We start from the raw sequence: 24,594 nt of genomic DNA, 5'->3' as shown, positions 1-24,594 counted from the left end.
ACGCGCAAGCGTTCGTTTTGGCGGTTGGGAGACCGTCTAGGGAAGGGAAGACTTGAATGCGTACTATGAAGAAAGTTCTTGTCGCCTCCACGGCACTTGGCCTCATGGCCTCGATGGCCGTTGCCGGCGATGCAAACAAAGCGTTCGTGGAACAGGACGGCAACAACAACGCGGCCTCCATCGACCAGTCGGCGGGCCCCGGCGGCAACGACTTTGCCACACTGTCGAACCCTGCCACGCAGCGCGGGAACGACAACCAGCTGCGGTTCAGCAATGGCTCGGCCAACAACAACCACAACAACCGTTTCAACAACGACGTGAACGTGGCCGAGCAGATCGGTAACGGCAACTGGATGAACATCACCGTCGGCAACCTGTCGAACAACAACACGGTGGAGGATGCCCAGCAACTCGGAGACACCAACAGCCTTCTGGTCTCGCTCAACGGGTCGCGTGGCGGCACGATCGAAACCGTGCTGCAGGACGGCAACGTGAACTCGGCCGTGCTCAAGCAGTCCGGCAACGACAACACGATCCAGTCCGTTTCGATGATCGGCGACGACAACGGGTATGCCAACCGCTTGGAACTGACCTCGGGTCGGTTTGCCAGCCTGCGCATCCTGCAGACGGGCAACACGAACCTTGTGACCAGCGCGACGATCGAAGGCAGCAACAACCGCCAGATCCCGTCCAACGGCTACGCGCCTCTGCTGGACATCCGTCAGACCGGCAACATGAACATCGCCTTCGGCAACATGCTGGGATCTGATGGCAACTATCTGAACATCCTGCAGAACGGCACCGGAAACGATGCCGGCGTCAATCAGGGGTCGACCGCCGCTTCGACCCAGAACGATGCGGATATCGACCAGATCGGCGACGGCAACTATGTCCGGGCCACCCAGACCGGCAGCTACAACGCGCTGAATGCCTCGTTCACGGGCGAAGACAACGGCGTTGGCACCATGAGTGGAGATGCCGGTACGCTGGTCAGCAGCCACATCGAGCTGACCCAGGGATCGATCCTTCAGGACTCCGCGCTCGCGGCCAGCGGCAACACGATCGACTACACCGTCGTGGGCAACGACAACATGTTCGCCTTTGCCCAGATCGGCGGTGGCAACACCATCACGGGCCTTGTCGGCAATCTTGGCGCATCCAACCTGAACCAGGCGGCGATCATTCAGGTCGGCTCGTCCAACATGACGTCGTTCTCGCAGAACGGCGGCGGGTCGAACAACCTCGCCGTGTCTCAGTAAGTCCCGGCCGGGCCCGTCGCCATTCGCGTGCGGGCCCGGACCATATTCTGATCCTCGGAAACGGATCCTGACATGACCCTACGCGTCCACCGCGCAATCCTGACAATCACCACCGCCGTTCTGCCGGTGGCGGTCCTTGCGGCGGACGACAACGTGGCCTTCATCGACCAGATCGGCGCGGACAACGTTGCGCAGATCGACCAGGTCGGCTCGCTGAACCAGGTCGGGCTGGAAGCGGATGCAGCCCTTCAGAACGGGTACTACAACCAGCTGTCGATCAGCCAGACCGGAGCCCGGAACCAGATCGGCACCGAGGGCAGCGGGCTGGAGCAGAACGGCGAACTGGCCACTCCGAGCGTCCACAACCTCATCGACGTCGAACAGAGCAGCGATGAGAACGTGGTTGGAGAAGTCATTCAGAGCGCTCTTGGCGCAATACCGGGCGCTGCGAACCGCCTGATCATCCGCCAGGGTGGCCTTAATGACAACCGGATCACGCGCGTCTACCAGATCCAGGAAGATGCGATGCCGGGGCAGGTCGCCAGCGTCACACAGGACGGCGAAGGCAACGTGTTGGCGCTGTTGCAGCAGCGGTCGATCGCGGCCCAGCAGTTTCAGGAAAACCGGATCGTCGCCAATTTCACAGGCGATTTCAATGGGGTATACGGCCTGACCGGCCCGGCACTGGTGACTGGCGTGACCTCTTCGGCCCTGATCCAGGATACCGGCTATGACGGTATCGGTGCGAACGGGAACGAAATGGACCTGGCGATTCAGGGCAACTTCAATCGCTTCGGGATCTACCAGGGTGGCTGGATGAACTCGGTCGGCCTGCTGACCATCGCCGGCGACGGCAACGAGTTGGGCGTCCGGCAGGACGGCTACGAAAACGATCTGACGATGTCGACCATCTTTGGTGATGGAAACCGCGTCGGGATCGACCAGATCGGCACGAACCGGGCATTCGTCACCATCATCGGCCAGAGCGACGAAAACGACCTGCTGGGCATTCAGGAAGGCACCAACGACCTGAGCTTCTATGTCGAGGGCAATTTCAACAACGTGACCGTCGAACAGGGCTACAACACGGGCCTCGGCGGTGACAACGAAGCCTCCGTCTCGATCACGGGGTCGTCCAACTTCTTCAACCTCACCCAGTTCGGCACGAACACCGCGGCCATCACGGTCGTAGGCGACTCGAACAACAACAGCGGTGCGGGGCTGTCGGGTGTCGCGGCCATCGCCGGCCTGACCGTAGGCTTCCTGCAGCAGACCGGCGCCGGCAACGATTTCAGCGCCGACATCACCGGCAGCAGCAACCTGGTCGCGGCGGCGCAGACCGGCGACGGGAACATCGCGACCCTTGTCGTGCTGGGCGGCGGCACCAACAACCAGGCGGCGTTCCTGCAGGGCGGCTCATTTAACAATGCCTACGTGGTTCAGAACGGCTCCGGCAACATCGCGGGCATCATACAGAACTGATCCGGACCTTCCGGACGCGGACATTTGAACGAGAACGATATGAAGACGACACAGAAATTGATGGCTTCGGTCGCACTTGCGACCCTCGGAATGTCTGCTGCGGGCTATGCGGGCGACGAAAACGAAACGTTCCTCGTCCAGTCGGGCTCTGACAACTCCGCTTCGGTGGCACAGCAGGACGGGAACGGGAACACCGCAGGCCTGTTCGGTTCCCTTGCGATGATGCAGGATGGCGATTTCAACGACCTTGTCGTCACCCAGACAGGCAACAACAACGCTGTCGGCGATCTTGGGCCGGGCGTCGATCAGATCGGCGACCGCAACGCGGCGGTGATAGGACAGAATACCAACCGGAACCGGGTCGGTATCTTCCAGCAGCAGGGTCAGGATGGCGCCGTCGTTCTTCAGAACGAGGCGACCGTTATTCAGGGTGGCGGGAATTTCAACCTGGTCACGCGCGTGGCGCAGACCAATGACGGCTCAACGCCATCCGGGAACTCGGTTTCACTGGAACAGAACGGGCGCCGCAACATGATCGGCAATACCGGTTTTCTAGGGCTGGGCGTGATACAGACCGGCTCCGGCAACACGGCCGATGTGAATCAGGTCGGTAACTTCAACGGCTCCAACGGGCAAAACGGCGCGAACTGGGATGTAGGCACATTCGCCGTGTCCGCAGATACAGGACCCGCCACCACACTCGCATTCCAGGCCACGTTGCGCCAGACCGGGACAAACAACGTTGCCAGCATCGGGCTGACCGGCAATCGGAACCTCTTTGCCCTGGACCAGAACGGAAGCCAGCACAGGCTGAGTTATTCCGTTCTCGGCAATCGGAACCAAGGCGCCTTCCAGATGTACGGAGGTGACGGAAACTGGGCCGAAGCCCTCCAGATGGGCAATCTGAACGACACCTCTGCGCTGCTTTTTGGCAACGACAACTTTTCCGACATCTCACAAACCGGCGACGAGAACATTGGCTGGTTCAATGTGATCATGGGCGATGGAAACACCCTCGGAACCATCCAGAGCGGCGACGCCAACCATTCCAGTACGCAGGTCTACTTCGGCGATCGCAACGACGTCACCGTTCTGCAGGGCCCGATGGTCGTCGGGATCCCCCTGGGCGGCGATCAGAACCGATCCGAGGTCTATGTCGAAGGCAACGACAACCTGATCTTCCTCGAACAGACCGGCAACCAGCACCAGTCGGGCATCGGCATTCATACCGGATCCGACAACGTGGTGACAGTTCTCCAGACCGGTCTGCTCGGCACGGGGAACAACTCGCTGGTGACGATCGGCGGACCGGCTGTCCCGAATTCGGACGGCAACGAGGTCGAGATCACACAGACCTCCAGCAACACTTCAACCGTAAGGATCGACGGCGGCGCGAACCGGGTCACCGTCGACCAGGTTATACAAAGCACGTCTGAAGTCGGGATCCTCGGCGCTGGCGGCGGCAACGATAACGCTGTCTCAGTAAGCCAGGAAGGCTTCAACGATTCAATCGTCTCGGTGCGAGGGGATTCGAACCTGATCACTGTCGATCAGACCGGCCTTGGCGGGCTGCTGTCCCTTAATACTTCGGGGGTGACGATCGCCGGTGCTCTCGGCGGCGACGGTATGGGCAACGACGTCGACGTCACTCAGGATGGTGTCAACGCGTCGACCGTGGACATCACCGGCGACACGAACATCGTCACCGTGGACCAGATCGGCGGCAATATCGCGACCGTGGCCATTCTCGGGCAGGTCGGCGGCAACGGAAACCTGCTGAACATCGGCCAGACTGGCGCACTGAACCTGACAACGGTCGAAATTCACGGATCCGACAACAACGGCGCGGGATTCACGGGCGGCGGCACTGCGGATGTGGTTGCGACCAACAACGCTCTGACTCCCGGAGACATCTTCCAATCGGGCACCGGCAACGAGATCGAGCTATGGGTAGGAGACGGTGCGGGCGACTCCGACGCCAACGCCTTTGCCTTCCGTCAGTCAGGGTCGCTCAACAGGATCTCCGGCACCATTCGCGGCGGTGCTGGGAACGAGGTTGCGGTGGCGCAGATCGGGTCCAACAACCTGACAACCTTCCAGCAGATTGGGTCGTTCAACGTGCTGGGCGTCAACCAGTAGCGATCGTAGCGTGGCGCGGGTCACGCCGATCCGCGGCGGTGGTCGATAACAGCACTCGCCCGACGGCAAGTGGGGCCTTGGTGCGTGCCTATCACGCATTCTCTCGGCGACCCGTTTTGCGGTCCGGACGGATCGCGTATCGCCAGCGCGACCTGCACCACGCGCAGCGGTCGTCTTTCGCCCCGCGCGCAACATTTCGGCAAGCGATCCCAAAGGCTTGGATGGTGGGTGATGAGAGACTCGAATTCTGGACTATTCCAATAAAATCAATATGTTACGGAAACTTTTGTAACCATGTAACCGACCAAAAAATGGGCGGTTTCGGGTCTAGCTCTAAACGCACTCGCTGTGTCCGACCGGTCGCAGCTGTAAGTCTCCATCGACAATCTGGCTCACACTCTTTTCAATCACGTTGCCGTTATCATCACCCAAGCATAACCTGCCCTTGGTGAAAGGGAGTGAGTCATTTGAAACTACTGAAAGTTTTTGTTGTGCTGTTCAGCACAACGCTGTTTGCGTGCACACAACAGTCAGCGCCGGAAACGTCAAACTATCGCGGCGAGCGTCTTGTAATTGAAGCCGAAGCAACACCCGGACTGATTGACGCTGAATTTGTCCTTAAGATAAACGGTCAAACGGTGATCAGAGATCGAACTGAGCCCTTCGGAGGTTCCTCGCAATCGTTCTCCGGAAGCTATCGCGGCCAGCAAGTCATGGCGCGCGCTACGGCTGTGCAGAAGTTCTTCTCTGCTTACACGATGATTGATGTGTTCATTAACGGCGAACACGTCGACACGCTGACAGTTTGAGAACAGCCTGACTTCGCAATGTGTAACCCGCCAGCTTTGCACTGGCGGGTTCCTTTTTCAGTTGTCGCTCAGTTCAGCCCATGCTCTTTTTCAAGGACCGGGCGGATCCTTTGAGCAGCGCCAGCGTAGGTCCGGCCGTTTCTCTCCCACTGGTCGAACTCAACATAGTTGCCGATAGTGACTTCAACGTCCGGACGTGCGTTGATCGGCATCTGAGCCGAAACGCTCCACACCTTCCCGCATGCACGGTGCAGCTCCTGTGCATGTTCGCGTTTAGGAAACTGGACGTAAGTGTCCAGCGCACAACAGAAGAACTCTATGTTAGTCATGCTTTCACCATTTCTGCGGCGAATGCTTGTGAAACTGAGAGAACGAAGCGCGGATTCTGATCCCAATCGCGGATAGCCTCGTCCGGGGCGTCGTCATCGGGTTGATCGGTCCTTGTCATTTCGCGGAGCGAAGTGAATTCGCGTTGCGCCGCCTACAGATGCTCCAATATGCACTCAACATCTATCACCAGTGTCTCGAGCTCGTAGCCCGGATCATCACACCGGCGCAGTTCTCCGATGATTTGATCACCAAGCTCATCAGGCAAGACGGAGTCGAAGCCGTGGTATCCGAAGAACTTGTATTCGGCGGTCTCGTCGCTGATTGCGGGCGCAACCAAGTGTGACACAGTGCCAGTCCGCACAGGGGCATCAAGAAAACGCTGAAACAGCTCGCGTTCGGTGAGAGTTGCGGTGTCGGATCGGGTCAAGTATTCTGGTGCCACAAGTGGCCTCCTTTAGCTATTGGGTGTCGTTTGGTAACAGCGGGCGGTTAGGTTTGCAGACAGAGCCGCCCGCGCACTTCCCAATATAGCAGGAACGCAAGAGCATTTCCGTAGGAAGTTTTAGGATTCTGAAGGCGCGCTAGTTCAGCGCCCCTTCCGGCCACACGCCACCGATCTCACCCAAGGCGGCGATGACCTCGGTTTTCGCATCCGTCCCGGCAGGCTCAAACGGCGCTTCGATGAGACGCGCCAGCGTGTCGACCAGCCGGTCATAGATCGTGTCCGGGATGTATGTGTCAGGTGTGAGGGGGATGTCTTTCATTTGTGGCGCTCCGCATTTTCTCTGATGAGACATGCCATAATCGCCCTTGCTTTCGCAAGGCAAAGTTATTTCTAAGTATTTGATTTTATTGTATTTAAGCGCTTACTTACAAACGCCGCTCCGGGGGTGACTTACAATTTCGAATGCGAGAATTGTCCCGGAGCGGCGCCCCTACTGTTGCAAAATTACAACAATCAAGTCAGAGACGCAATCGACAAGTCAGGCCCCGTCCTTCTTTCTGCCCCGGAACCTGCGTGCGCGTTCGCGAGCAAGCTTTCGGATGTGCTCCTGCCGTTCCTCCGGAGACATCGCCGCCAAGACCTCTTTCGACGTATTGGCTGCAGCTCGAACCTTCCTCCGGCCTGCGTTGTATTGGTCCCGGCCACCCTCTGCCCGCCACTGATCCACGTTGCGCCGGCCTCGCCACGTTTCATCCGTCGCCCGCTCGTCTTCCAGTTCAAGCTGACGTTGCGCGGCGATCCGCTCTTGTGCGATGTCTTCACCGGTTTGGGCAGCGTTGCGCTCCGCCTCCCTCACCCGGAGAAAGGCCCGTTCATAGGGCGATAAGTGTCCCATGACCTCACGGGTCTTCTCAGCGGCTTCACGCGCAAGCTCAGCCTCTTGCTCGGACAGGCCCACATAGGGGGGCAAACGGTGTCCAGCTTCCCCATCAGGATCAAGAAGGGCAGACAGGGCATTTTCCATGTCCTGTTCATCACGCTGGCGGACCTCTGCATCACTCGGTCCAACGGACAGATCATCATTGGTCGCGGCATGGGGAACACCGGCAAAGAACGCGGTCAGCCGATCCTCAAATTCCTCTTGGTCGGAACACGTATCTTGCTGACCTTTCGGTCTGCAGTTGCTATATTTCGGCATGTGGGAATGCGCCTATATCTGTGGGCGAAAAGGGCCGGTGTTGCAGCACCGGCCCTTCCTTATTCTGCGGTATTCATGCTTTGCGTGACCACCCGGTCCAACACTTCCGCCAGTTCCATCGTCAGGTCTCGCGTCAGGATTTTCGAACCCTCGCGCGATCCGGATATCGTCTTCACTTCGATACCCTGCCCCTTTCCCACGATATGAAAAACGGATTTGTGCGACGCGGCAAAGATCATCACGCCACCTTTGGGCCGATCACCTGCGACGAATTTTCGGATCGTTTCTGCGATGCCAGCAGCTTCTTCAAAAGAGAAACCGGAAGTCGGTCCATCTTCGAACCTGATCGCGATCCCATCGGAGAGGGCGTTGATCGTGACACCGGGAATGTCATGACCAATCAAACCCTCGCGCCGGGCGAGGTTTAGCAGCTCACCAATCACGGCGCTCATCGTCGTGTCCGGCATGCCAAGCGAAAGTTGTCGCAGTTGCTCCAAGCGCTCACGGGGGAGCTGAATGGTCGGGTTCTGTTTTCTGGGCATGCCCAGCCTCCTAGTAAGACGTAGCCGGGAACACTATAGCATTGCCGGAAGGGAAACACTATAGCGTTCTCGCGCGTCTTCTAGCCGGGAAGGCTTGGGGGGTATCCGGGGAAGGGTCAGCCCGCGTAACGTTTTTGCACGTATTATAGTTTGTTCTTATTATAGGTATAATTAGATAGTAGTCATAAGACGTGCAAAAACGTTACGCTCCGGATACCGTCACCGCCTCACGCGGCTAAGCATGTTTCCCGGACGCATCTGCCGCACCAGTTCATCCACAACAACACCGCGCATGCTCGCCTCCACGGACCGGCTCATCTGGCGCGCAAGGTCCGCATTCTGGTCCGGCGATCCGCCGGTTGCGTTGACCGTGACAGGCGCAGAGATGTTGACCACCGGCGCGGCGTGCCGTGGAGACTCCATGCTCGCCCCTGACAGGGCATGTAGGGGTTCCCGGCCACCCACGTAGCCGCCAGCGCTGTAGCCCCTCCTAGCGGCCTCGTGCAGTGCCTCTAGGTTCTGCACCCCGATCCGGCGGGTCGCGTCAGCGCTGATCACGTATTCGCCCCGATGGACCACACCAGCAGGTTCCAGCTTTCCGCCCTTGCCGGTGAAACCGCCATTGGAGAACCCAAACAGTGCACCGGCGAGCGTGGTGATCCAGTTGGTGCCCCCTCCGCTATTCTGAGACGCGGAATTGCGATTGGTGAAGCCGGTCCAAATATTCTCAAATGCGCGGTTCGCCGCGACCTCTGCCAGCCTCCCAAGAACATCCGCAAGAACCTGATCAAGTTCGCGGGCGCCCGTGATCAGGTCCGTGAAAGCATCGCCCGCAACATTCCTCACTTCGGCCTTCGCCTGAACGAGACGATCAAGGCTTTCCTCTGCCTCATCTGCGGCTTGCGCAGCTTCGCCATATTCCCCGGCAAGTTTGGCGATTTCAGCACGCAGTGCCGGTGTGATTTCGCGGCCCTGCTTTTGTGCCGCATGAAGAAGTTCAGCCTCGCGCCGGGCGGCTTCAATTGCACTGGCGTAACTCTTACCCGCCGTAGCAGTGGCCACCAGTGCAACGGCTTCCAGCCTGAGCGCGGTCGTCTCGTCGCGGATCGCCTCGACCTCACGGACGTATTCGTCCGCACGGCCACCGCCGCCGCCCTTGCTGCCGCCACCGGTATCGCCAAGCTCGTGCGTCATGGCGGGCGCCGTGCGCGGCCTGAGCGACGTGGAGGGTGCCAGCGGCGAGCGTGGTGCGTTCCCTTCGAACCGGCGGCGCTCGACCTCTGCGGCACCGTCACCACGTCCAGAACTGACGTAGGCGCCCGGCAGTTCGGTCTTGAGCTGCGTGGCCTTCTGAATGGCCAGTTGCAACGCGCCGGAAATGCCGTTGATTGCGCCGATCACGCCACCAAAGCGGGTTTCGTCAATCGACGCCAGTTCACGGCCAACATCCTCGGCCTCACCAACCAGATCGGCCATGCGCTGCCCGAAGTCATCGGCAGAGATTTCACCCTTCCGGAAAGCACTTATAATCTTGCCGATGTCATCGAAGATACCGGCCAAGGCGTATTTCGCTTCTTGGTCGTCAATCTCGAAAATGCGGATACCATCCGGTCCTGTCGCAGCGTTGATATGCCGGAACAGATCGTCATAGACATTCTGAAGGTCACGCACCTCGCGCTTGTGAACCTCAAGAACGTCCCGGCTCTTGTTCAGTTCATCATAGATACCATCGCCCAGAACCGCGCGGCCCATTTTCTCATTCGGGAAAATGCTGTCAAGTTGGGCACGGAAGTCTGCCGCTTCCGCGATACCATCCGCGATTGCCACGGCCACGCGCTTGCCAAAGGACGAAACCTTAGAGGTGAGCGCATCCAATTTCCGCGCGACCTCATCGGCTTTCTGCACCACGTCATCACCAAGGACAATTCCAAGGTCGTGGGCACGCTGGATCGTCTTACGGAGCTCGGCATCACTGCGGCCCATCAGTTCGACAAAACGCTCACCGGCAGTGCCGCCGAAGATCTCATCCGCGACGCGGATACGCGCGGCGCTGTCCAGCCGCCGGGCGCGTTCGAAGATCTCAAGTAGAAGCTCAGACGGTTGCTTCAGCTTGCCAGTCAGTTCTTCAGCGCCGAACCCCAGCCGGGCAAATGCTTCAGCCGCCGGCCCTTGACCAGTGACCACGAACTCATCCGCCCGAAGGTTCAGCTCCTTCAGCCCGTCCGTCATTTGATCAACGCCAATGCGGTTCTGCTCGGCGACGAACTTCCATTCTTGGAATGCTTGAAGCGGCACCCCTGCCCGCTTCGCCTCATCGCCCAGGCTGGCGACCTGCCGCGTGGTGTCAGCAATAGCCCTTGCCGTTCCGGCCGATGCGATCCCTGCCGCCAGCGGCACGGCCATTCGGGCGAACTTCGCGGCGACGGCGCTCGTCATCCGGCCATAGGTGACACCGATCCGATCAGCGGATTGTGCGGCGCGGCGCTCCATCGTCCGGGCAGTCTTGCGCTGCGTGAGGTTGGCCTTCGCCAAACCCTTCTCGAAGCGGTCGATCCGGGCTTCAAGTTCGACCACTAGACCGGGAAGTCGTTCGTTCATTTGCTCACCTCAGAAACTGAAAATTTCGGCATTGGCGCCGGTGTAATTGGACCTGTTGCTCTCAGCGGCCATTGCCCTGCTAACTGCCATTGCCGCGGCTACGGCGCCGTCAATGTGTCCGCGCTTCGGATCGGCCTTGGTCATCCAGACCATGCCGGTGTCATTCCGCTTCGCGGCGACCCCGCCGAAATGATTGCGCAGAACCGGGTTGCCATCGTGCCGGAGCAACCGACCATTCGCAGCGCGGATAAGCTCACCGTTGGCCGGCCCCATCGTCGCCGGACCCTGACGCATTTCCAGCATGGGCACGCCTTCCTGCATCAGCTCAGCGGCGGCGCGGCGGAACTGCCAAGGATCGAAAGCGGCTTCGTGCACATCGTGCCGGGCGCAGATCTCAATCACCAGCTCCTGAACGGCTTCTTGGGTGACAACCGGCCCTTCGACCTCGATCACCAGACCGTCGGTTATCCACCGGCGATAGGGCACGTCCTCTAGGCGCTCGCGCTCTTCCAAGCCTTCGCTCTGGACGAAGAACCATGCACGGATCGGGACAGTGCCGTCATCTGCGCGCCACGCGGCGACCACAGCGGCCAAGTCGCCGCTCTGCGCGTAGTCGATGCCCAGATAGCAGGGCAGATCCTCAAGATCGGCCTCGTCGGTCGCAAACCGGCAGGCATCGTATGCTTCGAAGCTGAACAACGGATCGCGGCTGTTCCCGTGCCAGAAATTTAGATGGAATTGCCGGAACTCATACATCTTGGCCGGGTCATCGCGTGCCCGCTTCGCGTCGATGCGGAGCTTTTTTGCGTCGAGAAAGCCAAAAGCAAGACCGGGGTTCACCCGGTGCCAAACTTCCTCATCCGTCCAGTCGTCGCCCTCTTGCGGCTCAAACAGGATCGGCAGGAACGATGGATCTTGGACTTCGCCTGTCGCGACCTTCCGGGCATAAGCATAGCGCTCAGCGGCCAGACCTTCCCGGCCTCGCCCGGCTGTCGTCGCAATGATGGTGAGCCCGCCGGCACGCTTCGCCATGCCGGACTGCAATGCTTCCCACAGATCCCGGCCACTGCTGCGCCAAGCGTGGATCTCGTCAATCAGGCAGAAGGTCGGTGTGGTGCCGTGCTGAGCGCGACCGTCTGAGGCAATAGCCTTCAGGGTCGAACCATCAATCTCAGAACGGATCATCTTTGCGGCGTTGAACTGGTCGTGGATCTTGGTGGCGTTGATCAGCCGCTTGTCGCACTGGACGATTTCAGCGGCTTCCCGGAAGCCGATGCCAGCTTGTTCCCTATCCGACGCGGCAAAAATGATCTGGCCAGCGGGAAGGCGCTCCGGTCCCAAAAGGTGCAGAAGCGCCAAAGCAGCGGCGAGACTGGTCTTCCTGTTCCCGCGCGGGATCAAAAGGAAAACGTCAGTGACGATCCGGGCGCCATCTTCGTCGCGCGGCCCATAGATCGCCCTGACAATACGTTCCTGCCAAGGCGTGAGCTGGAACGCATTGTTCGGGGCAGTGCTGGCGGGGTGACGCAACCGCCGCAGGAATGTCACCGCGCGCTCACCGTAACCCAGAGGGTCGGGAATGGGGCTCTCGTCCATTACCCATGCAGGATATGTGCTGACGCTTCCCACGCTCACACCGCAAGCGGGTTGTCGTCGTCATCCTGTTCCGGAGACACTGCGCCGATCCGGGCGCGGCTGGTCGGGGTCAAGCCATATTCGGCGGCGAGTTGGCGCGCGGACTGCGCAGCTCGGTTCAGCACCCCGAACAACTTCACGTCGATCAATCCACCGGATGCCGCCCGTTCCTCTTCGATCTGGCGCACGATGCCGACGCAGGTGCAGTAGTTTTCCAGCCCTGCCAAATCGCCCTTCGTGATGATCCGCCGGGCAATGAGCTGCGGCATGATCCGGCGCCATTCGGCCTTCGCGTGCCGGGCGAGATAGGCAGGCACCGGCGGCGCCTTCGTCAGCACGTCAGGATCGGCATTGAGGAACGGCTTCACGCCGCGCGAATGGACGCTCATGCCCAGCCACCGGGTCTTCTTTGAGCACTTTCAATCGCGGAAATGACGCGCATAGTGTGGGTCAGCCTATGGAGGAAAGTGTATTGAAACAACGCGACTTCTTTTTGACTGCAATCAGTATTGGTGCGATCGGAATTGCGAATTCCACTTTGGCCTTCGGACGAGATGACCAGTGGAGCTCCGGATATGGACAAGGCGTCTGCGAAGCCGTCGTGACCAGCGGAGCTGGAAACCAGATCTACGTCGCGTGTGAGTGCGGTAGCGGCAGACCCTCGGCCATCTACTTCACACTCGCAGGTCGCGCACCTGCCGGTGACAAACTGTTCCTGTCCTTCGACAACGGCCCGGCCACTCCCGTCGGCCTTTGGTCCGGCGCAATACCGTCGGATTGCCATGCCTGTGCCAGCACTTTCGACTTCGTCAAGGATGGGCTCAAACGACACTCTACCGTAAGGGTAATGTATCAGAACGGGGACGCAGCAACCTTCACCCTCAAGGGTTCTACAAAAGCAATTGGTGAATGCGTGGCGGACTTCTGGAAATGAAATGATGACCTGAAGGTGGCGCTTCATCGCATCCTCGCGACGCGCAGCTCAAGGACGCGCCGCCTCCCAATCTCGACCACCTCGTCAATGTCATAGGCGGCACCGTCATAATTCAGCCTCTCCGCCGTGGTGATCCCGGCGAGATAACGGACGCGGAACACCGCGCCGCCGCCTTCGGCTTCACCGAACCCGGCGAGGTATTCGTCGGCGTTCTGCTGCACCAGCTCCGCCCGAACGGTTGCAACAGCCGCCCATTCCTTCGACACGGCACCGGTCGCGGCCACCGTTTCTGTCTGCCGCTCAATCGTGATCAGGCGATCCAGCTTACCGGCGCGCATCGTCACACCCTCCACCGGATCGCACCTTCGACGGTGCCGACACCGTGGCAGTAAGCAAGCTGCGGATCAGGGTCGCGCATGAAGCTGAAGCTCGGGCGCTCGAAGGCGTCGATACCGACCTCGGCAGTCGGCGGAGCATCCCAGAGCGCGAGCGATACAGCACCGCCGATCTGGCGGGCCATGTCGGCGCCTTCCTCAAGTGCCCAGATGTGCAGATTGATCAGGACACGGGTCAGGTAGCCGCCGCATGCGGTGCGGCCCAAGTGCTGCGTCACCGGATTTGCGAGGATGATGCACGGCAGGTTTTCCGGGCGAGTCGAACCGGCCCGGACACTGTTGGCAGGCACCAGCGCGGACACCGCAGGATCGGTGACAAGCGCGGTGCGCACTGCCGTTTGAAAGGCGATGCTAGGTTCGATCATATCGCGCCCCTCGCAGCGTTCCGGATCGCCTTGCCGATTGCCCGTTGAATGCGGCGCATCGCGCGCGGCTTGGCGAGCCTGAAGCCGGGAAGCATGAACGGCTGCGCCTCTTGCTTCACCGTGCCGAACTCCTGAAGGTGCCCGTGGCGCACGCCTACATTCCCGACCGTGACCAGCGCCTCGTTCGGGTTTGCGGTTCGCCTGCCGCCGTCCGACGCATAGGCCGGGGTCGTATCGCCGGGTCCAGTGACCGCGATACTGGCCTGTAGATCGCCCTCATCCACGGGCACCAGCGCACGCATATTCCCTGCGACCTCTTCAGCGCCCTTCACCAGCGCCGGGCGCACCTCGTCCAGAACTTCGCCGGGGATAGCCTTCAGCCGCGCCTCAAGCGCCTTCGACTGCTTACTCAGCGACGACACGGCCAGTCACCTCATCACGGTAAGAGCGCAGCAGATCGCGGACACCGAAGGGCACCGGTGCGGTCGTCAGCCCGAAGGATGCGGCCTCGCGTTGCTCATACCAGTAGGCGGCGAGCTGCAACGCGGCCTCGGTCATCGCTGCGTTGGTGCCATCGAAGGCTATGCCGGTGAAGTTCGCGATCCAGATTTCGGCGGCGTCCAGCTTGTGGGCTAGAAGCGCGTCATCAAGATCATGCTCAAGATTGAGCTGCGATTTCAGTAGTGTGAGAGGGGTTTGGGCGGCCATTGTCGGAACTCGGAAAGGGCATGTGTTGCAAATATACCACACTCAATTGAGGTCCAGAAGGGGCTTTGGAAAAGTTATATTCGGGCTGTCTTATGCGGACCTCCCCGCGCCGGTCCCCGATGCGAGCGCAAATTCCCGTAGTGCCCCCCGGGTCTGCGCAGTAATGTGCCAATGGCCGCTCTGATCGCGCCGGAAACCGGACAAGGGACCAACATGAGAAGCTTTCAAAGCCCTGAAGACGTCGCAAACTTCATGGAAACAGATCAAGCTGGCGTTATCGCCCTGTATCTGGACGATGGTCTCGATGCCGAAAAGCTGCGAGCAATCCACGAAGCGAAAGCTCACTTCGATCCGTTGGTTGGCACTGCTTGGCACTTGCTCATGCCGCGCAAGAATGGCGACTTGACGCCGGATTTTGCTCCCGATCCTGATCAATACAACAGTGCTTTGAGCCGCGAGATGGCTGATGAACTCGGGGTCCACGCTGAACGAATGCCCGTGCTGGTCTTCCCGGACCCGGACCAGAAACACAGCGCACTCGTAATCGAGCTCGGCGCACTGTCGCGTGAAGAACTCATCGCTGAGATCCGTGCCATCGCGCACGTTGTTACGCGCCCACAAGAGCCTCACCAAGACATCCTGAGCTTTCGAAGACAGGTCGTCTCCGAAATCAAAGCCAGAGAGCAAGGCAAGAAGCTTGCGTCGGTTGTGCCGGTGGTGGCCCAGGGACTTGCCGGGTTTGCGAAGATATTCTTCTGATTGCCGCTGCATCAACTTCTCTCCGCTTGCTGCTTCTTCCGGCTATGGCAGGACGTGCAGAGCGGCTGCCAGTTGCTCCGATCCCAGAACAGGCGCTTGTCGCCTCGATGCGGAACGATGTGATCCACCAGCGTGGCGGGCGCACCACAGCCGGGCCAGGCGCAGCGGTCATTGAGCTTGAGAAACTGATCACGGGCTTTGCGCCACTCATGCCCGTAGCCGCGTGACGCAGCAGAAGGACGGCGCCGATCATGGCGCTGTTGCCGGGCGCGGCGGGCGGCTAGTTGGCAATCACACAGCGCGCCATGCGGAACGGTGCGGCCACATGAACAGAGGTGCGGAGGGCGCGGCATCAGAATAAGCCCTTACCCTTCAGGGCCATCAACCCGGCACGGTCGAACTCGGGGTCTAGGCCAAGATCGATGTTGCGGGCGCGTTGCGCAGGGGTGTTGCCGGAACTGGCGGCACCTTCTTCCGGTGTCGCACTGCCGTGGATCACGGTCAGCATTCGGATACGTTCGTGGAATGCGTCTGAGATCTCTTGCGGGACTGCTGACCACGCAGTTTCCGGCGACCATCCAAGCCAACCCGTAGCGAATTTGAACAGCGACAGATATGCCTCTGACCACTGCATGGGTATGGCCGCTTCAGCGGTCGGATTGTCTGCCACGTCGGGTTTCAGCAACATCGCGGCCACCAACGCATAGAGGGGCGCCTGTGCGGCCTGTTTGAAGCCTGACAGGGGAAGCGCAGCGGCACGGGTAAGAAAGCGATCAACGGCCTTCTTGTCTGCGGCAGCTTCGATGATCGTCCGGACCGTGCGCGTGTCGAACTCTTCGACCTTGCGTAGCAACGCCGGGAAACCATCGTGGAGGCGCTCCAAATGGAGCGCTGCCCGCAAAGACGGACGAAGGGACACGGTGCACCCGCCATGTTCCAACGTGATCCCGCCATATGCGGACAGCATGGTCATAGCCTGTTAGGCGACCATCTTCAGCTTGCGGAACACATCCGTGCGAACCACACCGGCCCCAACCCGGCGCCGGGCGTGGAAGCGGGCAATGCCACTCGTGCGCTGCGTCAGCATGTCGGGCAGGATGTCCAGCGCCACGCGGTCATAGATGCGATACCCTGCCTTGAAGTCACCGAAGATGATCGGCGTGGTGCCACTGGCGATGTCGGGCATATCGACGGCTTCGACCACCGGGCGACCAAGGATCGTTTCGGGCTGGCCAGCCTGATAGCTCGGCTGCCACAGGTAGTTGCCTTGCCCGTCCTTCAGCTTGCGGATCACCGCGAGCGTCGTGCCGTTCATCACCCACGCGCCACGGTTCCGGTAGGTCGCCGGCATCGCATACATGAGACTGATCAGGGCATCGGCGGCGAGAACGGTCGCATGCCCGTTGTTGGTCTCGGCCACGCCTGCGGCGGTCATGAAGCCGGTCGGTTCGTTCGCGGTCGAACCCTTCACGAAGGCAGTCGCTTCCTTGGCGCCGAAGTCCTCGGCCAGAGCAAGGCGCACCTCGGCTTCCACGTTGGCGGAATCTTCCAGCATGCGGAGCGACAGATCCACGAAGGTGGCCAGTTCCTTCACCGCAATTTCCGACTGGTCGAAAGTCGGTTCACTGCCGGTGCGCGCGGCGGTCTCACCAACCCACACCGCGTTCGTCACACCGGTGCGTTTCGGCAGAAGAATGGTATGGCTGGACGTGGTGCGCACATCCGCAATGGATCGGATCGGGCTGAACTCGACCAGATTGCGGATGAATTCGTTCGAGGTTTCTTCTGGTGCCAGAACGTAGCTCGGCGCGTCGGCGGCGATGGTCAGGGTTTTCCTGTCGATGCCGTCACCCTGCAGGAACGAAACGAACGCCTTCCGGGTCACGTCTTCGCCCATGGTGACATGCACACCTTGGGGACGGTTTCCCTTGGCTTCCAGCCGGTCCAGCCGGGATTTGATTTCGTTGAACGCCTTCGTGTCGATCTGGGGCGCGTCGTTTGCCGGGGTCTGTGCCTCGGGTTTTTCGTCGATATCTTCGTTTTCCATGGCGGGTTCCTCGTGGTGCATGGGGGTGTCATCGGATTTCACGGAAGTGATCTGCGCGCCCGGATGACACGGGACGGCGACCACAGAGATTTCGTGCAGCTCAGCGGCAGTGATGGTGCGGCCCTTGGCGTGGCGCTTCGCGCCTTTGGTCACGAAGCCGATGGACAGGCCGGAAACGGCCTTGCTGCGGATCATGGCGCGCACCTCGCGCGCCCGCTCCACATCGTGGATCAGAAGGCGACCTTTCACGGTCAGCCCTTCGTCGGTTTCACCGATCTCATCCCACACCCCGATCACTTGGCTCTGATCGTGCGCGAAAAGCATCGGCACCGTGCCGGACACGGTAATCGCGCCCTTGCCGATCACGTCTCCCACTCGGTCAGGCGCACCGAACGGCCACGCGATCCCGGTGATTTCGCCTTCGTCGGTGACGTCCAGCGCAGCTTTGATTTCGATGCGGTTGGTCATGCTTGCGGCTCCGGGTTTGCGGTGCCGCTCCAACGGGCATCCAGAATGTCCATGGCGAGGGGGAACAGCTCACCGATCGGTCGGTTGCGGCCATAGGCGTTCACCAAGCGCATTGCCGCTTCGGGCGATGTGCCGCCGCCGATCAGACCGAGACGGATGATCTCGACCAAGTCTGTAAGCGGGAATTGCGCTTTCGCAGTGCGAAGGTAGAGGGCGCCAATCCCAAGACCGGACACCCGTTCAAGCTCAGCAATCATGTCGTCGGTAAGGGCAAAGGTATATTCGCCGTCGCCGTAGAAGGCGCGATGCTTCATGCCGCCTTGTCCTTGCCCGTGGTCGTGTAGGGGTTTTCGAGACGATCACCGCCGTCCTTGGGCGGCAGGTTCAACCCAGCTCGCACCTCATTCGCGGTCAGGGCACCCATGGAGCGATATTGCCCGTAGGCGGTCGCACGGGCGGCTGCGTCGGTCGTCAGCAGGTCGTCGGTGACGAACTCGACATAGGCGTCGGCACGCTCTTCCGGGGACAGCAGGACACGGGCGTAAGCCCAAGCCCACGCGGTCAGCCAAGGCTTCAGCGTCACCTGAAGGAACTGGCGCGCCATTTCCTCGGTGTTGGACCACGTGCCGCGCGTCAGCTCGAAAAGCATGGTCGGCGGAACGCGGAACACGCGGGCGATTTCGCGGATCTGCTCAAGGCGGTTTTCTGCGAACTGCTGATCAGCAAGCGTCATGCTGAGCTGCTGATATTCCATGCCTTCATCAAGAATGGCAGTGCCGCCAGCGGCTTTACCACCGTGGCCGACGAACCAACTGGCGGCGAGCTTCTTCTTGGCTTCGATGTCCATGATCTTGGGGCTGCGGATGACGCCAGACGGGCGCCCGCCATTGGCGAACACCCCGCCTATATGGCTTTCGAAAGCGATTGCCAGGGCGATTGCCTCGCGGCCCAAGGTGATCGGGGAAATGCCACCGAAAGGCTTGATCGTCAGCACGTCGCGGAAGGTAAGGCGCTGCTGACCTTCCGGTGTGCTGATCAGGTAGAAGGGTTCGCCATCCGGTTCGAACTGCTCTTGGACCTTGCCGGGTTCCAGCCGATGCAGCTCATAGGGGGTGCCGTCGCTCAGTCGGATCACCTGTGCGTGGCCAGCGCCATGCAACAGAGCATCAAGGGTCAGGTCGGTGCGGAGCTGCGCGGCACTGGTCCATTCGTTTGCTTCGTCATGCACCAGTCGGAATGCGGCGTGGTCGCGCAGGGTGGCCTTCGTCTCGCGCTGGTAGAGCTTCGCCGGAAGTGCACCGATGGTTTCGCTGATCAGAGACACCGCGCACGCTACGGCGGGGACGCGCAGGGCATTGCCGGGGCCAATAGACAGGCCGGTTGTGGTCGGGACTACTCCAAAAAGCGCCAGCGCGGCGGGGTCAGTGAGCGTGACTGACTTCTTTTCGGTCGTTAGACCGAGTGCCTTCTTGATCGCGGTAAGGGCCATGTATCGCCTGCTTGATCTGAGTGTTGCAAAATTACCACAATCAGATCTCGAGCGAAAGGTTAGATTTCGTCAAATTTACTATGATGAGCCTCATTCTTGAATTATTGGATAAACGGAATGCGGTGAAAAGGAAAGTAGACCATGGACCTAGATGATGCGACAGTGAAGTTCTACCAAATTTTCAATCCCGGCCTGATGGAAGAGGTGCAAAGCGTCGCCGAGAATGGAAAGCGGTTTGCTTATTACACCTCAGCGGACACCGCCATGCAGATAATACGAAACAAAGAGCTATGGTTTCGAAACGCGACAGTTATGAATGACTTCTCCGAGATTTCGTATGGCCTAGAACTTATTGGAGCAGTATTTTCAGGCAATGAAGGCGAAAACTTCCGCAACGCAGTTGAAAGCATATTCCCAGGTATTATTGGGGAGGCAAATGAACTACTTTCCGGTTGGGAAAGCGATTGGCGTTCAGAAACCTATATCGCTTGTGTATCCGCCCACGACGCTAAAGAAGACAAGAGCGGTCGCCTTTCGATGTGGCGTGCATATGGAGATACGGCACTCATAGTTAAAAATACCCCCATGGTGGCGGTAACAGACTTGTTAGCGGTCTACTCCCTTCCTGTCCTATATCTGTCGGAACAGGATCTGACCCAATACTTGGCCAAGATTACTCAGGCAATAGAAATGAACGCCGCCCATCTAAGCAGCCTTGGTCGAGAAACCGTAGTCACATATATCCACAGGATGCTGTTCAGATTAGCCATTGCCACGAAGCACCCAGGATTTGAGGAAGAGAAGGAATGGCGCCTCTACTACCGGCCCTCAGAAGGAATTAGCCCCGAAATGACGAAGGCAACGCTAGTAATAAACGGGACCCCACAAACTGTATTCAAGCTCAGATTAGCAAATGAGCCAGAGCACGGCCTCTTCGGGGCAGACATTCCGTCGCTCCTAGACCGCATTATTGTTGGCCCCACTGAATATCCATACATGAGCTACAAAGCATTTGCGGACGTTTTGGAAGCAGCCGGCGTTGAGAACGCCGCGAGCAAGGTCATCCTCTCTGACATACCGTTGCGCGTCAGCACGTAAAGTTCCCTCTATTAAGGCTCAAGTGTTCTTATCGAAAATTCGTAAAACTTTAGCTTTTTGACAGCATCCGCTTTCGTCTTGAGCGTCACATCCCCATAACTGTCCCCGGCAGTCTTACCAGTGTGCCCTTGGATCGCATCCACTACGCGATCCGAGACACCCAGCTCACGGCACTGCGTCTTGAACCGGTGCCGCCACGCATGACTAGGCTGCAACCCTTCCGGACAGAGCCCGTTCACGCGCAACCACGTCGCCAGTCGGTTCGAAATCTGCGTCGCAACTGCGGCGAACCGGTCGGGGTTCTTCTCTTCGTGAAACAACGGCCCATCGGGCGCGACCTTCACGAACTCGATAAAGCCCTCTTCCACGATCTGCCGATGCATTGGCACGTCACGAAAGCCCCCGGCCTTCACTGAGCCCGCTTCCGGGGTGATCCTGATCACCCATCGGCCATCCACTTCGCGCACGTCCTCTTTTCGAAGCTGCGTAATTTCGGTGATCCGCGCCCCGGTGAAAGCGCAGATGATCGGCGCCCACCGCTTTGCCGCCGTCATCCCCGGCTTCTCGCGCACCCTGCCCTTCTCATCCCTGTGCGGCTGGTAGGCGCGTGAAGCTGCAATGACCTTCCGGGCTTCCTCATCGGTGTAACCCTGTTCCCGCGCATGCTGCTTCCGTGGCTTCCTCTGCCGGACATGTGCCGCGACATTCTCGGTCAGAAGATCGTTCTCGACTGCCCATCCCAACAAGGTCCGGATCGTGGACAGGTAAACATCGCTCACCGTTTTGGCGGACAGGGTCTTCATCAGGTTGTCACGCCACTGCGTGATATCCTTCTTGGTCAGGCGCGCGGCGTCGTCGTGTTTGACGAACTTCCGCAGCCCATCCACCACCGTGTTCTGACGCCTCCCCTCAGTGCGCATGAAGCCGGCTTCCATCCGGTTGGCCTTGTAGTCCTCCCATAGCCGGGACAGGCTGACGCGCTTCTTGGGTTCCTCTGGCGGCGTGGCCTCCACGATCACCGGTGCAGTAGCCGCACCGGCGAAGTCGCCTTCATCGCGCTCAGCAACCCGCGCCAGCGCTTCCAGCTCGGCCACGCAGAGCGCACGGGCGATCACGCGCCACTCATCCGTGCCGGGCGCGGCATCGACGTTCCCTAGCGCCCTGAAGCGCTCTAGCTGCCCGCCTACCAGCTCCACCAGCTCTTCGTTCGTCGCCCTGCCCGCGACGGCCTCACGCAGCCGTTTCACCAGCACATCGTCTATCCCGACGCTGGCATAACGAGGATCGTTTCTGAGCGCGTCATCGAACGCCAGACGCTGCATGTAGTGACTGTGTGCGATCTGATCAGGCGCCAGAGGATAGCGCGCCTGCGCGGCCCGTGTGGCCGGGGCGACTTTGCGCTCTGCTAGGGCAATCTCGTGCTGAAGCTCTGCAACCGCTCCGGGTAGCAGGCGCAGTGCCTGCCGATAGTCACCACCCAACGGCTTCCTCAGCTCGGTCTTGCCCACGATCTGTTGCAGGTCTCGGGGCACCACAAGCCGGGCATGATACCTGCCCGAACGGTTCACCAGATGCCGAATCTTTCCAGCCATGTCACGCTTCAGTTTGTAACCAAAAGTGTAACCATAGAACGGTCGAACCCCCTGTGACGCAAGGGTTTTCTGAAATATCAAAGGCTTGGATGGTGGGTGATGAGAGACTCGAACTCCCGACATCTTCGGTGTAAACGAAGCGCTCTACCAACTGAGCTAATCACCCGCGACGGTTCGTCTACCCCATGACCGGCTGACGGGGCAAGAGGCGACATGAGCACACCGCCATTCATCGTGTTCAGCGATCTGGACGGCACCCTTCTCGACCACGAGGATTATTCGTGGGGGGCGGCGCTGCCGGCTCTGGCGCAGCTGCGCGGGCTGGGGGTTCCGGTGGTGCTGGCCAGTTCCAAGACCGCCGCCGAGATCGCCCGCCTGCGTGCCGACATGCGCCTCGCGCATTGTCCTGCCATCGTCGAAAACGGCGCGGGGCTGCTGGGGCCGCGCGAAACGCCGTTGGAACGTGGCGACGACTACATCCGTCTGCGTGCCTGTCTGGACGCGGTGCCGGGGCGGCTGCGCAACCACTTCGTCGGCTTCGGCGACTGGGACACATCCGAGGTGGCGCTGCAGACCGGCCTGCCCCCGGAACAGGCGCGGCTGGCAAAGCAACGGGCCTTTTCAGAACCCGGCCTTTGGTCGGGCACCGCCGAGGAACGCGACGCGTTCCTGGACGCGCTGGCCGAACAGGGTGTCAGCGCACGGCGTGGCGGGCGGTTCCTGACGCTGTCCTTCGGAGGCACCAAGGCAGACCGCATGGCCGAGGTGGTGCGGCAGTATTCCGGTGACGGCGCCGCATCGCTGCGGACGATCGCCCTTGGCGATGCCCCGAACGATGTCGAGATGCTGGAGGCCGCGGATTACGGCGTGGTGATCGAGAACCCGGCCTCGCCCGAAATGCCGACTCTGGCCGGGGAACGCGCGGGGCGCATCCGCCGCAGCACGAAACCCGGTCCCGCGGGTTGGAACGAAACGATCCTCGCGCTAGTTTCGGAACTGGCAGGGAATTAGCGGCATAGGGATCGTAACTTGGCGGACTTTCATCAGAACGGCAACATTGCCACGATCCACAATCTCCGCACCACGACGAACGAAGATCTGACCCGCGAACTGGTCACATTCGCAACCACGCGAAAGATCTCGCTGATCCTTCCGTCGCTCTATTCCGAACTCGAAGGCGACGCGCTGCCGAACATCCTCAATGAACTGGCACAGGTGCCCTATGTGCACCGGATCGTCATCGGCCTGGATCAGGCGGACGAGGCGCAGTATCGCCATGCGCGCGACTTCTTCTCGGTCCTGCCGCAGAACCACGTTGTGATCTGGAACGACAGCCCCCGGATGCTGGAGATCCAGAAGCGGCTTGAGGGTCTGGGGCTGGCGCCGGTCGAGCCGGGCAAGGGCAAGAACGTCTGGTCCTGCCTCGGCTTCCTGATCGCCTGTGCGGACAGTGCCGTGGTGGCGATCCATGATTGCGACATCGTCACCTACGACAAGGAGATGCTGGCGCGACTGGTCTATCCGGTGGCGAACCCGAACTTCCCCTATCAGGTGGCCAAGGGCTATTACGCCCGCATCGGCGGCGGCAAGATCAACGGCCGGGTCAGCCGCAACCTCGTCTCGCCCCTGCTGATCGCGCTCAAGAAGGTGATCGGCGACCGCGACTACATCGACTACCTGCGCGCCTTCCGCTACCCGCTGTCGGGCGAATTCGCGATGCGGACCTCGATCCTGCCGGACCTGCGGATCCCGTCCGACTGGGGGCTGGAAATCGGCGTGCTGTCCGAGGCGTGGCGCAACCTCGCGCCCAAGTCGGTCTGTCAGGTCGAGATCAGCGACGCCTACGACCACAAGCACCAGGACCTGTCGCCCGAGGACAAGTCAAAGGGCCTGAGCCGGATGTCGATCGACATCTGCAAGGCGATCTACCGCAAGCTGGCCGCAGACGGGACGGTGTTCAACGAAGAGGTCTTCCGCACGCTCAAGGCGACCTACTATCGCTCGGCGCTCGACCTGCTGGACAGCTACTACAACGACGCGCGGATGAACGGGCTCTACGTCGACCGGCACGTCGAGGAGGCGTCAATCGAGATGTTCGCCGAGAACATCATCGAAGCCGGGCGCGTGTTCCTCGACAACCCCGCGGAGACACCCTTCATCCCGACGTGGAACCGCGTGCATTCCGCCGACCCGGACCTGATGGCCGACATGCTTAAGGCCGTGGCGGCCGACCTGCGGGAATTCGGCGACCCGGCATGAGAAAGGGCGCGGTTTCCCGCGCCCTTCGTCCGGTCCGGAGAGC

The 24,594-nt window shown here is 60.3% G+C and carries 27 protein-coding genes and 1 tRNA gene; 9 read left to right on the top strand and 19 right to left on the bottom strand.

Annotated elements, in window-relative coordinates; all coding sequences use genetic code 11:
- The first annotated feature begins 65 nt into the window (after window positions 1–65).
- From ATO6_RS12410 to ATO6_RS24825, 4 genes are all read left to right on the top strand, one after another.
- On the top strand, window positions 66–1,259 hold the full coding sequence (locus ATO6_RS12410) for a hypothetical protein (protein ID WP_088624332.1): 1,194 nt from the start codon (window positions 66–68) through the stop codon (window positions 1,257–1,259).
- A gap of 72 nt (window positions 1,260–1,331) precedes the next feature.
- Window positions 1,332–2,741 carry a hypothetical protein gene (locus tag ATO6_RS12405; RefSeq protein WP_088624331.1) on the top strand — a complete coding sequence of 470 codons (1,410 nt, stop codon included), beginning with the start codon at window positions 1,332–1,334 and terminating at the stop codon, window positions 2,739–2,741.
- 39 nt (window positions 2,742–2,780) lie between these two features.
- Window positions 2,781–4,880: a hypothetical protein gene (locus ATO6_RS12400; RefSeq protein ID WP_141101987.1), complete on the top strand. Its 2,100-nt coding sequence runs from the start codon at window positions 2,781–2,783 to the stop codon at window positions 4,878–4,880.
- A gap of 467 nt (window positions 4,881–5,347) precedes the next feature.
- Entirely contained in the window at window positions 5,348–5,689 is a 342-nt protein-coding gene (locus ATO6_RS24825; protein WP_141101986.1) for a hypothetical protein, read from the top strand.
- A gap of 68 nt (window positions 5,690–5,757) precedes the next feature.
- Here the strand turns inward: ATO6_RS24825 and ATO6_RS12395 are convergent, their stop codons facing one another.
- From ATO6_RS12395 to ATO6_RS12360, 8 genes are all read right to left on the bottom strand, one after another.
- Window positions 5,758–6,018 (bottom strand): hypothetical protein, encoded by a 261-nt coding sequence (locus tag ATO6_RS12395; protein WP_088624329.1) that lies wholly within the window; start codon window positions 6,016–6,018, stop codon window positions 5,758–5,760.
- A gap of 152 nt (window positions 6,019–6,170) precedes the next feature.
- The gene (locus tag ATO6_RS12390; protein WP_088624328.1) at window positions 6,171–6,461 is read right to left on the bottom strand and encodes a hypothetical protein; all 291 of its coding nucleotides are present in this window, start codon (window positions 6,459–6,461) and stop codon (window positions 6,171–6,173) included.
- A 139-nt stretch (window positions 6,462–6,600) separates the two neighbouring features.
- Window positions 6,601–6,783, bottom strand: coding sequence for a hypothetical protein (locus ATO6_RS12385; RefSeq protein ID WP_088624327.1), 183 nt, complete (start codon window positions 6,781–6,783; stop codon window positions 6,601–6,603).
- 219 nt (window positions 6,784–7,002) lie between these two features.
- Window positions 7,003–7,662 (bottom strand): hypothetical protein, encoded by a 660-nt coding sequence (locus tag ATO6_RS12380; RefSeq protein ID WP_141101985.1) that lies wholly within the window; start codon window positions 7,660–7,662, stop codon window positions 7,003–7,005.
- 59 nt (window positions 7,663–7,721) lie between these two features.
- Window positions 7,722–8,204, bottom strand: coding sequence for a hypothetical protein (locus ATO6_RS12375; protein ID WP_088624325.1), 483 nt, complete (start codon window positions 8,202–8,204; stop codon window positions 7,722–7,724).
- A gap of 219 nt (window positions 8,205–8,423) precedes the next feature.
- Window positions 8,424–10,802 (bottom strand): hypothetical protein, encoded by a 2,379-nt coding sequence (locus tag ATO6_RS12370; RefSeq protein WP_141101984.1) that lies wholly within the window; start codon window positions 10,800–10,802, stop codon window positions 8,424–8,426.
- A gap of 9 nt (window positions 10,803–10,811) precedes the next feature.
- Window positions 10,812–12,398 (bottom strand): terminase large subunit, encoded by a 1,587-nt coding sequence (locus tag ATO6_RS12365; protein WP_088624323.1) that lies wholly within the window; start codon window positions 12,396–12,398, stop codon window positions 10,812–10,814.
- Window positions 12,399–12,433: 35 nt separating this feature from the next.
- The gene (locus ATO6_RS12360) at window positions 12,434–12,826 is read right to left on the bottom strand and encodes a P27 family phage terminase small subunit (protein ID WP_088624322.1); all 393 of its coding nucleotides are present in this window, start codon (window positions 12,824–12,826) and stop codon (window positions 12,434–12,436) included.
- Between the two features lie 83 nt (window positions 12,827–12,909).
- Between ATO6_RS12360 and ATO6_RS24820 the strand changes: the two genes are divergently transcribed.
- Window positions 12,910–13,371: a hypothetical protein gene (locus tag ATO6_RS24820; protein WP_141101983.1), complete on the top strand. Its 462-nt coding sequence runs from the start codon at window positions 12,910–12,912 to the stop codon at window positions 13,369–13,371.
- 23 nt (window positions 13,372–13,394) lie between these two features.
- Here the strand turns inward: ATO6_RS24820 and ATO6_RS12355 are convergent, their stop codons facing one another.
- Genes ATO6_RS12355 through ATO6_RS12340 form a run of 4 tightly spaced genes read right to left on the bottom strand, consistent with a single transcriptional unit; the run spans window position 13,395 to window position 14,839 of the window.
- Window positions 13,395–13,709, bottom strand: coding sequence for a phage head closure protein (locus tag ATO6_RS12355; protein ID WP_088624321.1), 315 nt, complete (start codon window positions 13,707–13,709; stop codon window positions 13,395–13,397).
- A 2-nt stretch (window positions 13,710–13,711) separates the two neighbouring features.
- Entirely contained in the window at window positions 13,712–14,131 is a 420-nt protein-coding gene (locus ATO6_RS12350) for a DUF3168 domain-containing protein (protein ID WP_088624320.1), read from the bottom strand.
- On the bottom strand, window positions 14,128–14,553 hold the full coding sequence (locus ATO6_RS12345) for an HK97-gp10 family putative phage morphogenesis protein (RefSeq protein WP_088624319.1): 426 nt from the start codon (window positions 14,551–14,553) through the stop codon (window positions 14,128–14,130). The genes ATO6_RS12350 and ATO6_RS12345 overlap by 4 nt, the downstream gene beginning before the upstream one ends.
- Window positions 14,537–14,839, bottom strand: a complete 303-nt coding sequence (locus tag ATO6_RS12340) for a head-tail connector protein (protein ID WP_088624318.1) — start codon at window positions 14,837–14,839, stop codon at window positions 14,537–14,539. Before ATO6_RS12340 ends, ATO6_RS12345 begins: the two co-directional genes overlap by 17 nt.
- A gap of 171 nt (window positions 14,840–15,010) precedes the next feature.
- Here ATO6_RS12340 and ATO6_RS24815 point away from each other — a divergent pair, with 171 nt between their 5' ends.
- On the top strand, window positions 15,011–15,598 hold the full coding sequence (locus ATO6_RS24815; RefSeq protein ID WP_141101982.1) for a hypothetical protein: 588 nt from the start codon (window positions 15,011–15,013) through the stop codon (window positions 15,596–15,598).
- A gap of 11 nt (window positions 15,599–15,609) precedes the next feature.
- Here the strand turns inward: ATO6_RS24815 and ATO6_RS12330 are convergent, their stop codons facing one another.
- The 5 genes from ATO6_RS12330 to ATO6_RS12310 are packed head-to-tail and all read right to left on the bottom strand — an operon-like array spanning window position 15,610 to window position 19,602.
- Window positions 15,610–15,951, bottom strand: coding sequence for an HNH endonuclease signature motif containing protein (locus ATO6_RS12330; protein WP_088624316.1), 342 nt, complete (start codon window positions 15,949–15,951; stop codon window positions 15,610–15,612).
- Window positions 15,951–16,565 (bottom strand): hypothetical protein, encoded by a 615-nt coding sequence (locus tag ATO6_RS12325; protein WP_088624538.1) that lies wholly within the window; start codon window positions 16,563–16,565, stop codon window positions 15,951–15,953. The genes ATO6_RS12330 and ATO6_RS12325 overlap by 1 nt, the downstream gene beginning before the upstream one ends.
- A 12-nt stretch (window positions 16,566–16,577) precedes the next feature.
- Window positions 16,578–18,113: a phage major capsid protein gene (locus ATO6_RS12320; protein ID WP_088624315.1), complete on the bottom strand. Its 1,536-nt coding sequence runs from the start codon at window positions 18,111–18,113 to the stop codon at window positions 16,578–16,580.
- Window positions 18,110–18,427, bottom strand: a complete 318-nt coding sequence (locus tag ATO6_RS12315) for a gene transfer agent family protein (RefSeq protein ID WP_088624314.1) — start codon at window positions 18,425–18,427, stop codon at window positions 18,110–18,112. The genes ATO6_RS12320 and ATO6_RS12315 overlap by 4 nt, the downstream gene beginning before the upstream one ends.
- The gene (locus ATO6_RS12310) at window positions 18,424–19,602 is read right to left on the bottom strand and encodes a phage portal protein (protein WP_088624313.1); all 1,179 of its coding nucleotides are present in this window, start codon (window positions 19,600–19,602) and stop codon (window positions 18,424–18,426) included. The genes ATO6_RS12315 and ATO6_RS12310 overlap by 4 nt, the downstream gene beginning before the upstream one ends.
- Before the next feature lie 141 nt (window positions 19,603–19,743).
- On the opposite strand from ATO6_RS12310, the gene ATO6_RS12305 reads away from it, so the two are divergent.
- A complete protein-coding gene (locus tag ATO6_RS12305) occupies window positions 19,744–20,700 on the top strand; it encodes a DUF2971 domain-containing protein (RefSeq protein ID WP_088624312.1) in 957 nt (318 codons plus the stop codon).
- An 11-nt stretch (window positions 20,701–20,711) separates the two neighbouring features.
- Here ATO6_RS12305 and ATO6_RS12300 read toward each other — a convergent pair whose 3' ends face one another.
- Together ATO6_RS12300 and ATO6_RS12295 are read right to left on the bottom strand one after the other, a co-directional pair.
- Entirely contained in the window at window positions 20,712–22,292 is a 1,581-nt protein-coding gene (locus tag ATO6_RS12300; RefSeq protein ID WP_176440912.1) for a site-specific integrase, read from the bottom strand.
- Window positions 22,293–22,382: 90 nt separating this feature from the next.
- A tRNA-Val gene (locus tag ATO6_RS12295) sits at window positions 22,383–22,458 on the bottom strand.
- A 47-nt stretch (window positions 22,459–22,505) separates the two neighbouring features.
- Between ATO6_RS12295 and ATO6_RS12290 the strand changes: the two genes are divergently transcribed.
- Both ATO6_RS12290 and ATO6_RS12285 read left to right on the top strand, forming a co-directional pair.
- Complete coding sequence (locus ATO6_RS12290; RefSeq protein WP_088624311.1) at window positions 22,506–23,303, top strand: mannosyl-3-phosphoglycerate phosphatase; 798 nt, start codon at window positions 22,506–22,508, stop codon at window positions 23,301–23,303.
- A gap of 18 nt (window positions 23,304–23,321) precedes the next feature.
- Complete coding sequence (locus ATO6_RS12285) at window positions 23,322–24,551, top strand: glycosyl transferase (protein ID WP_088624310.1); 1,230 nt, start codon at window positions 23,322–23,324, stop codon at window positions 24,549–24,551.
- Window positions 24,552–24,594 lie beyond the last annotated feature (43 nt).

Origin of the sequence: Oceanicola sp. 22II-s10i, assembly GCF_002210105.1 — a bacterium.
Classification (GTDB): Bacteria; Pseudomonadota; Alphaproteobacteria; order Rhodobacterales; family Rhodobacteraceae; genus Pseudooceanicola.
This window is presented reverse-complemented; position numbering and strand designations above follow the sequence as displayed.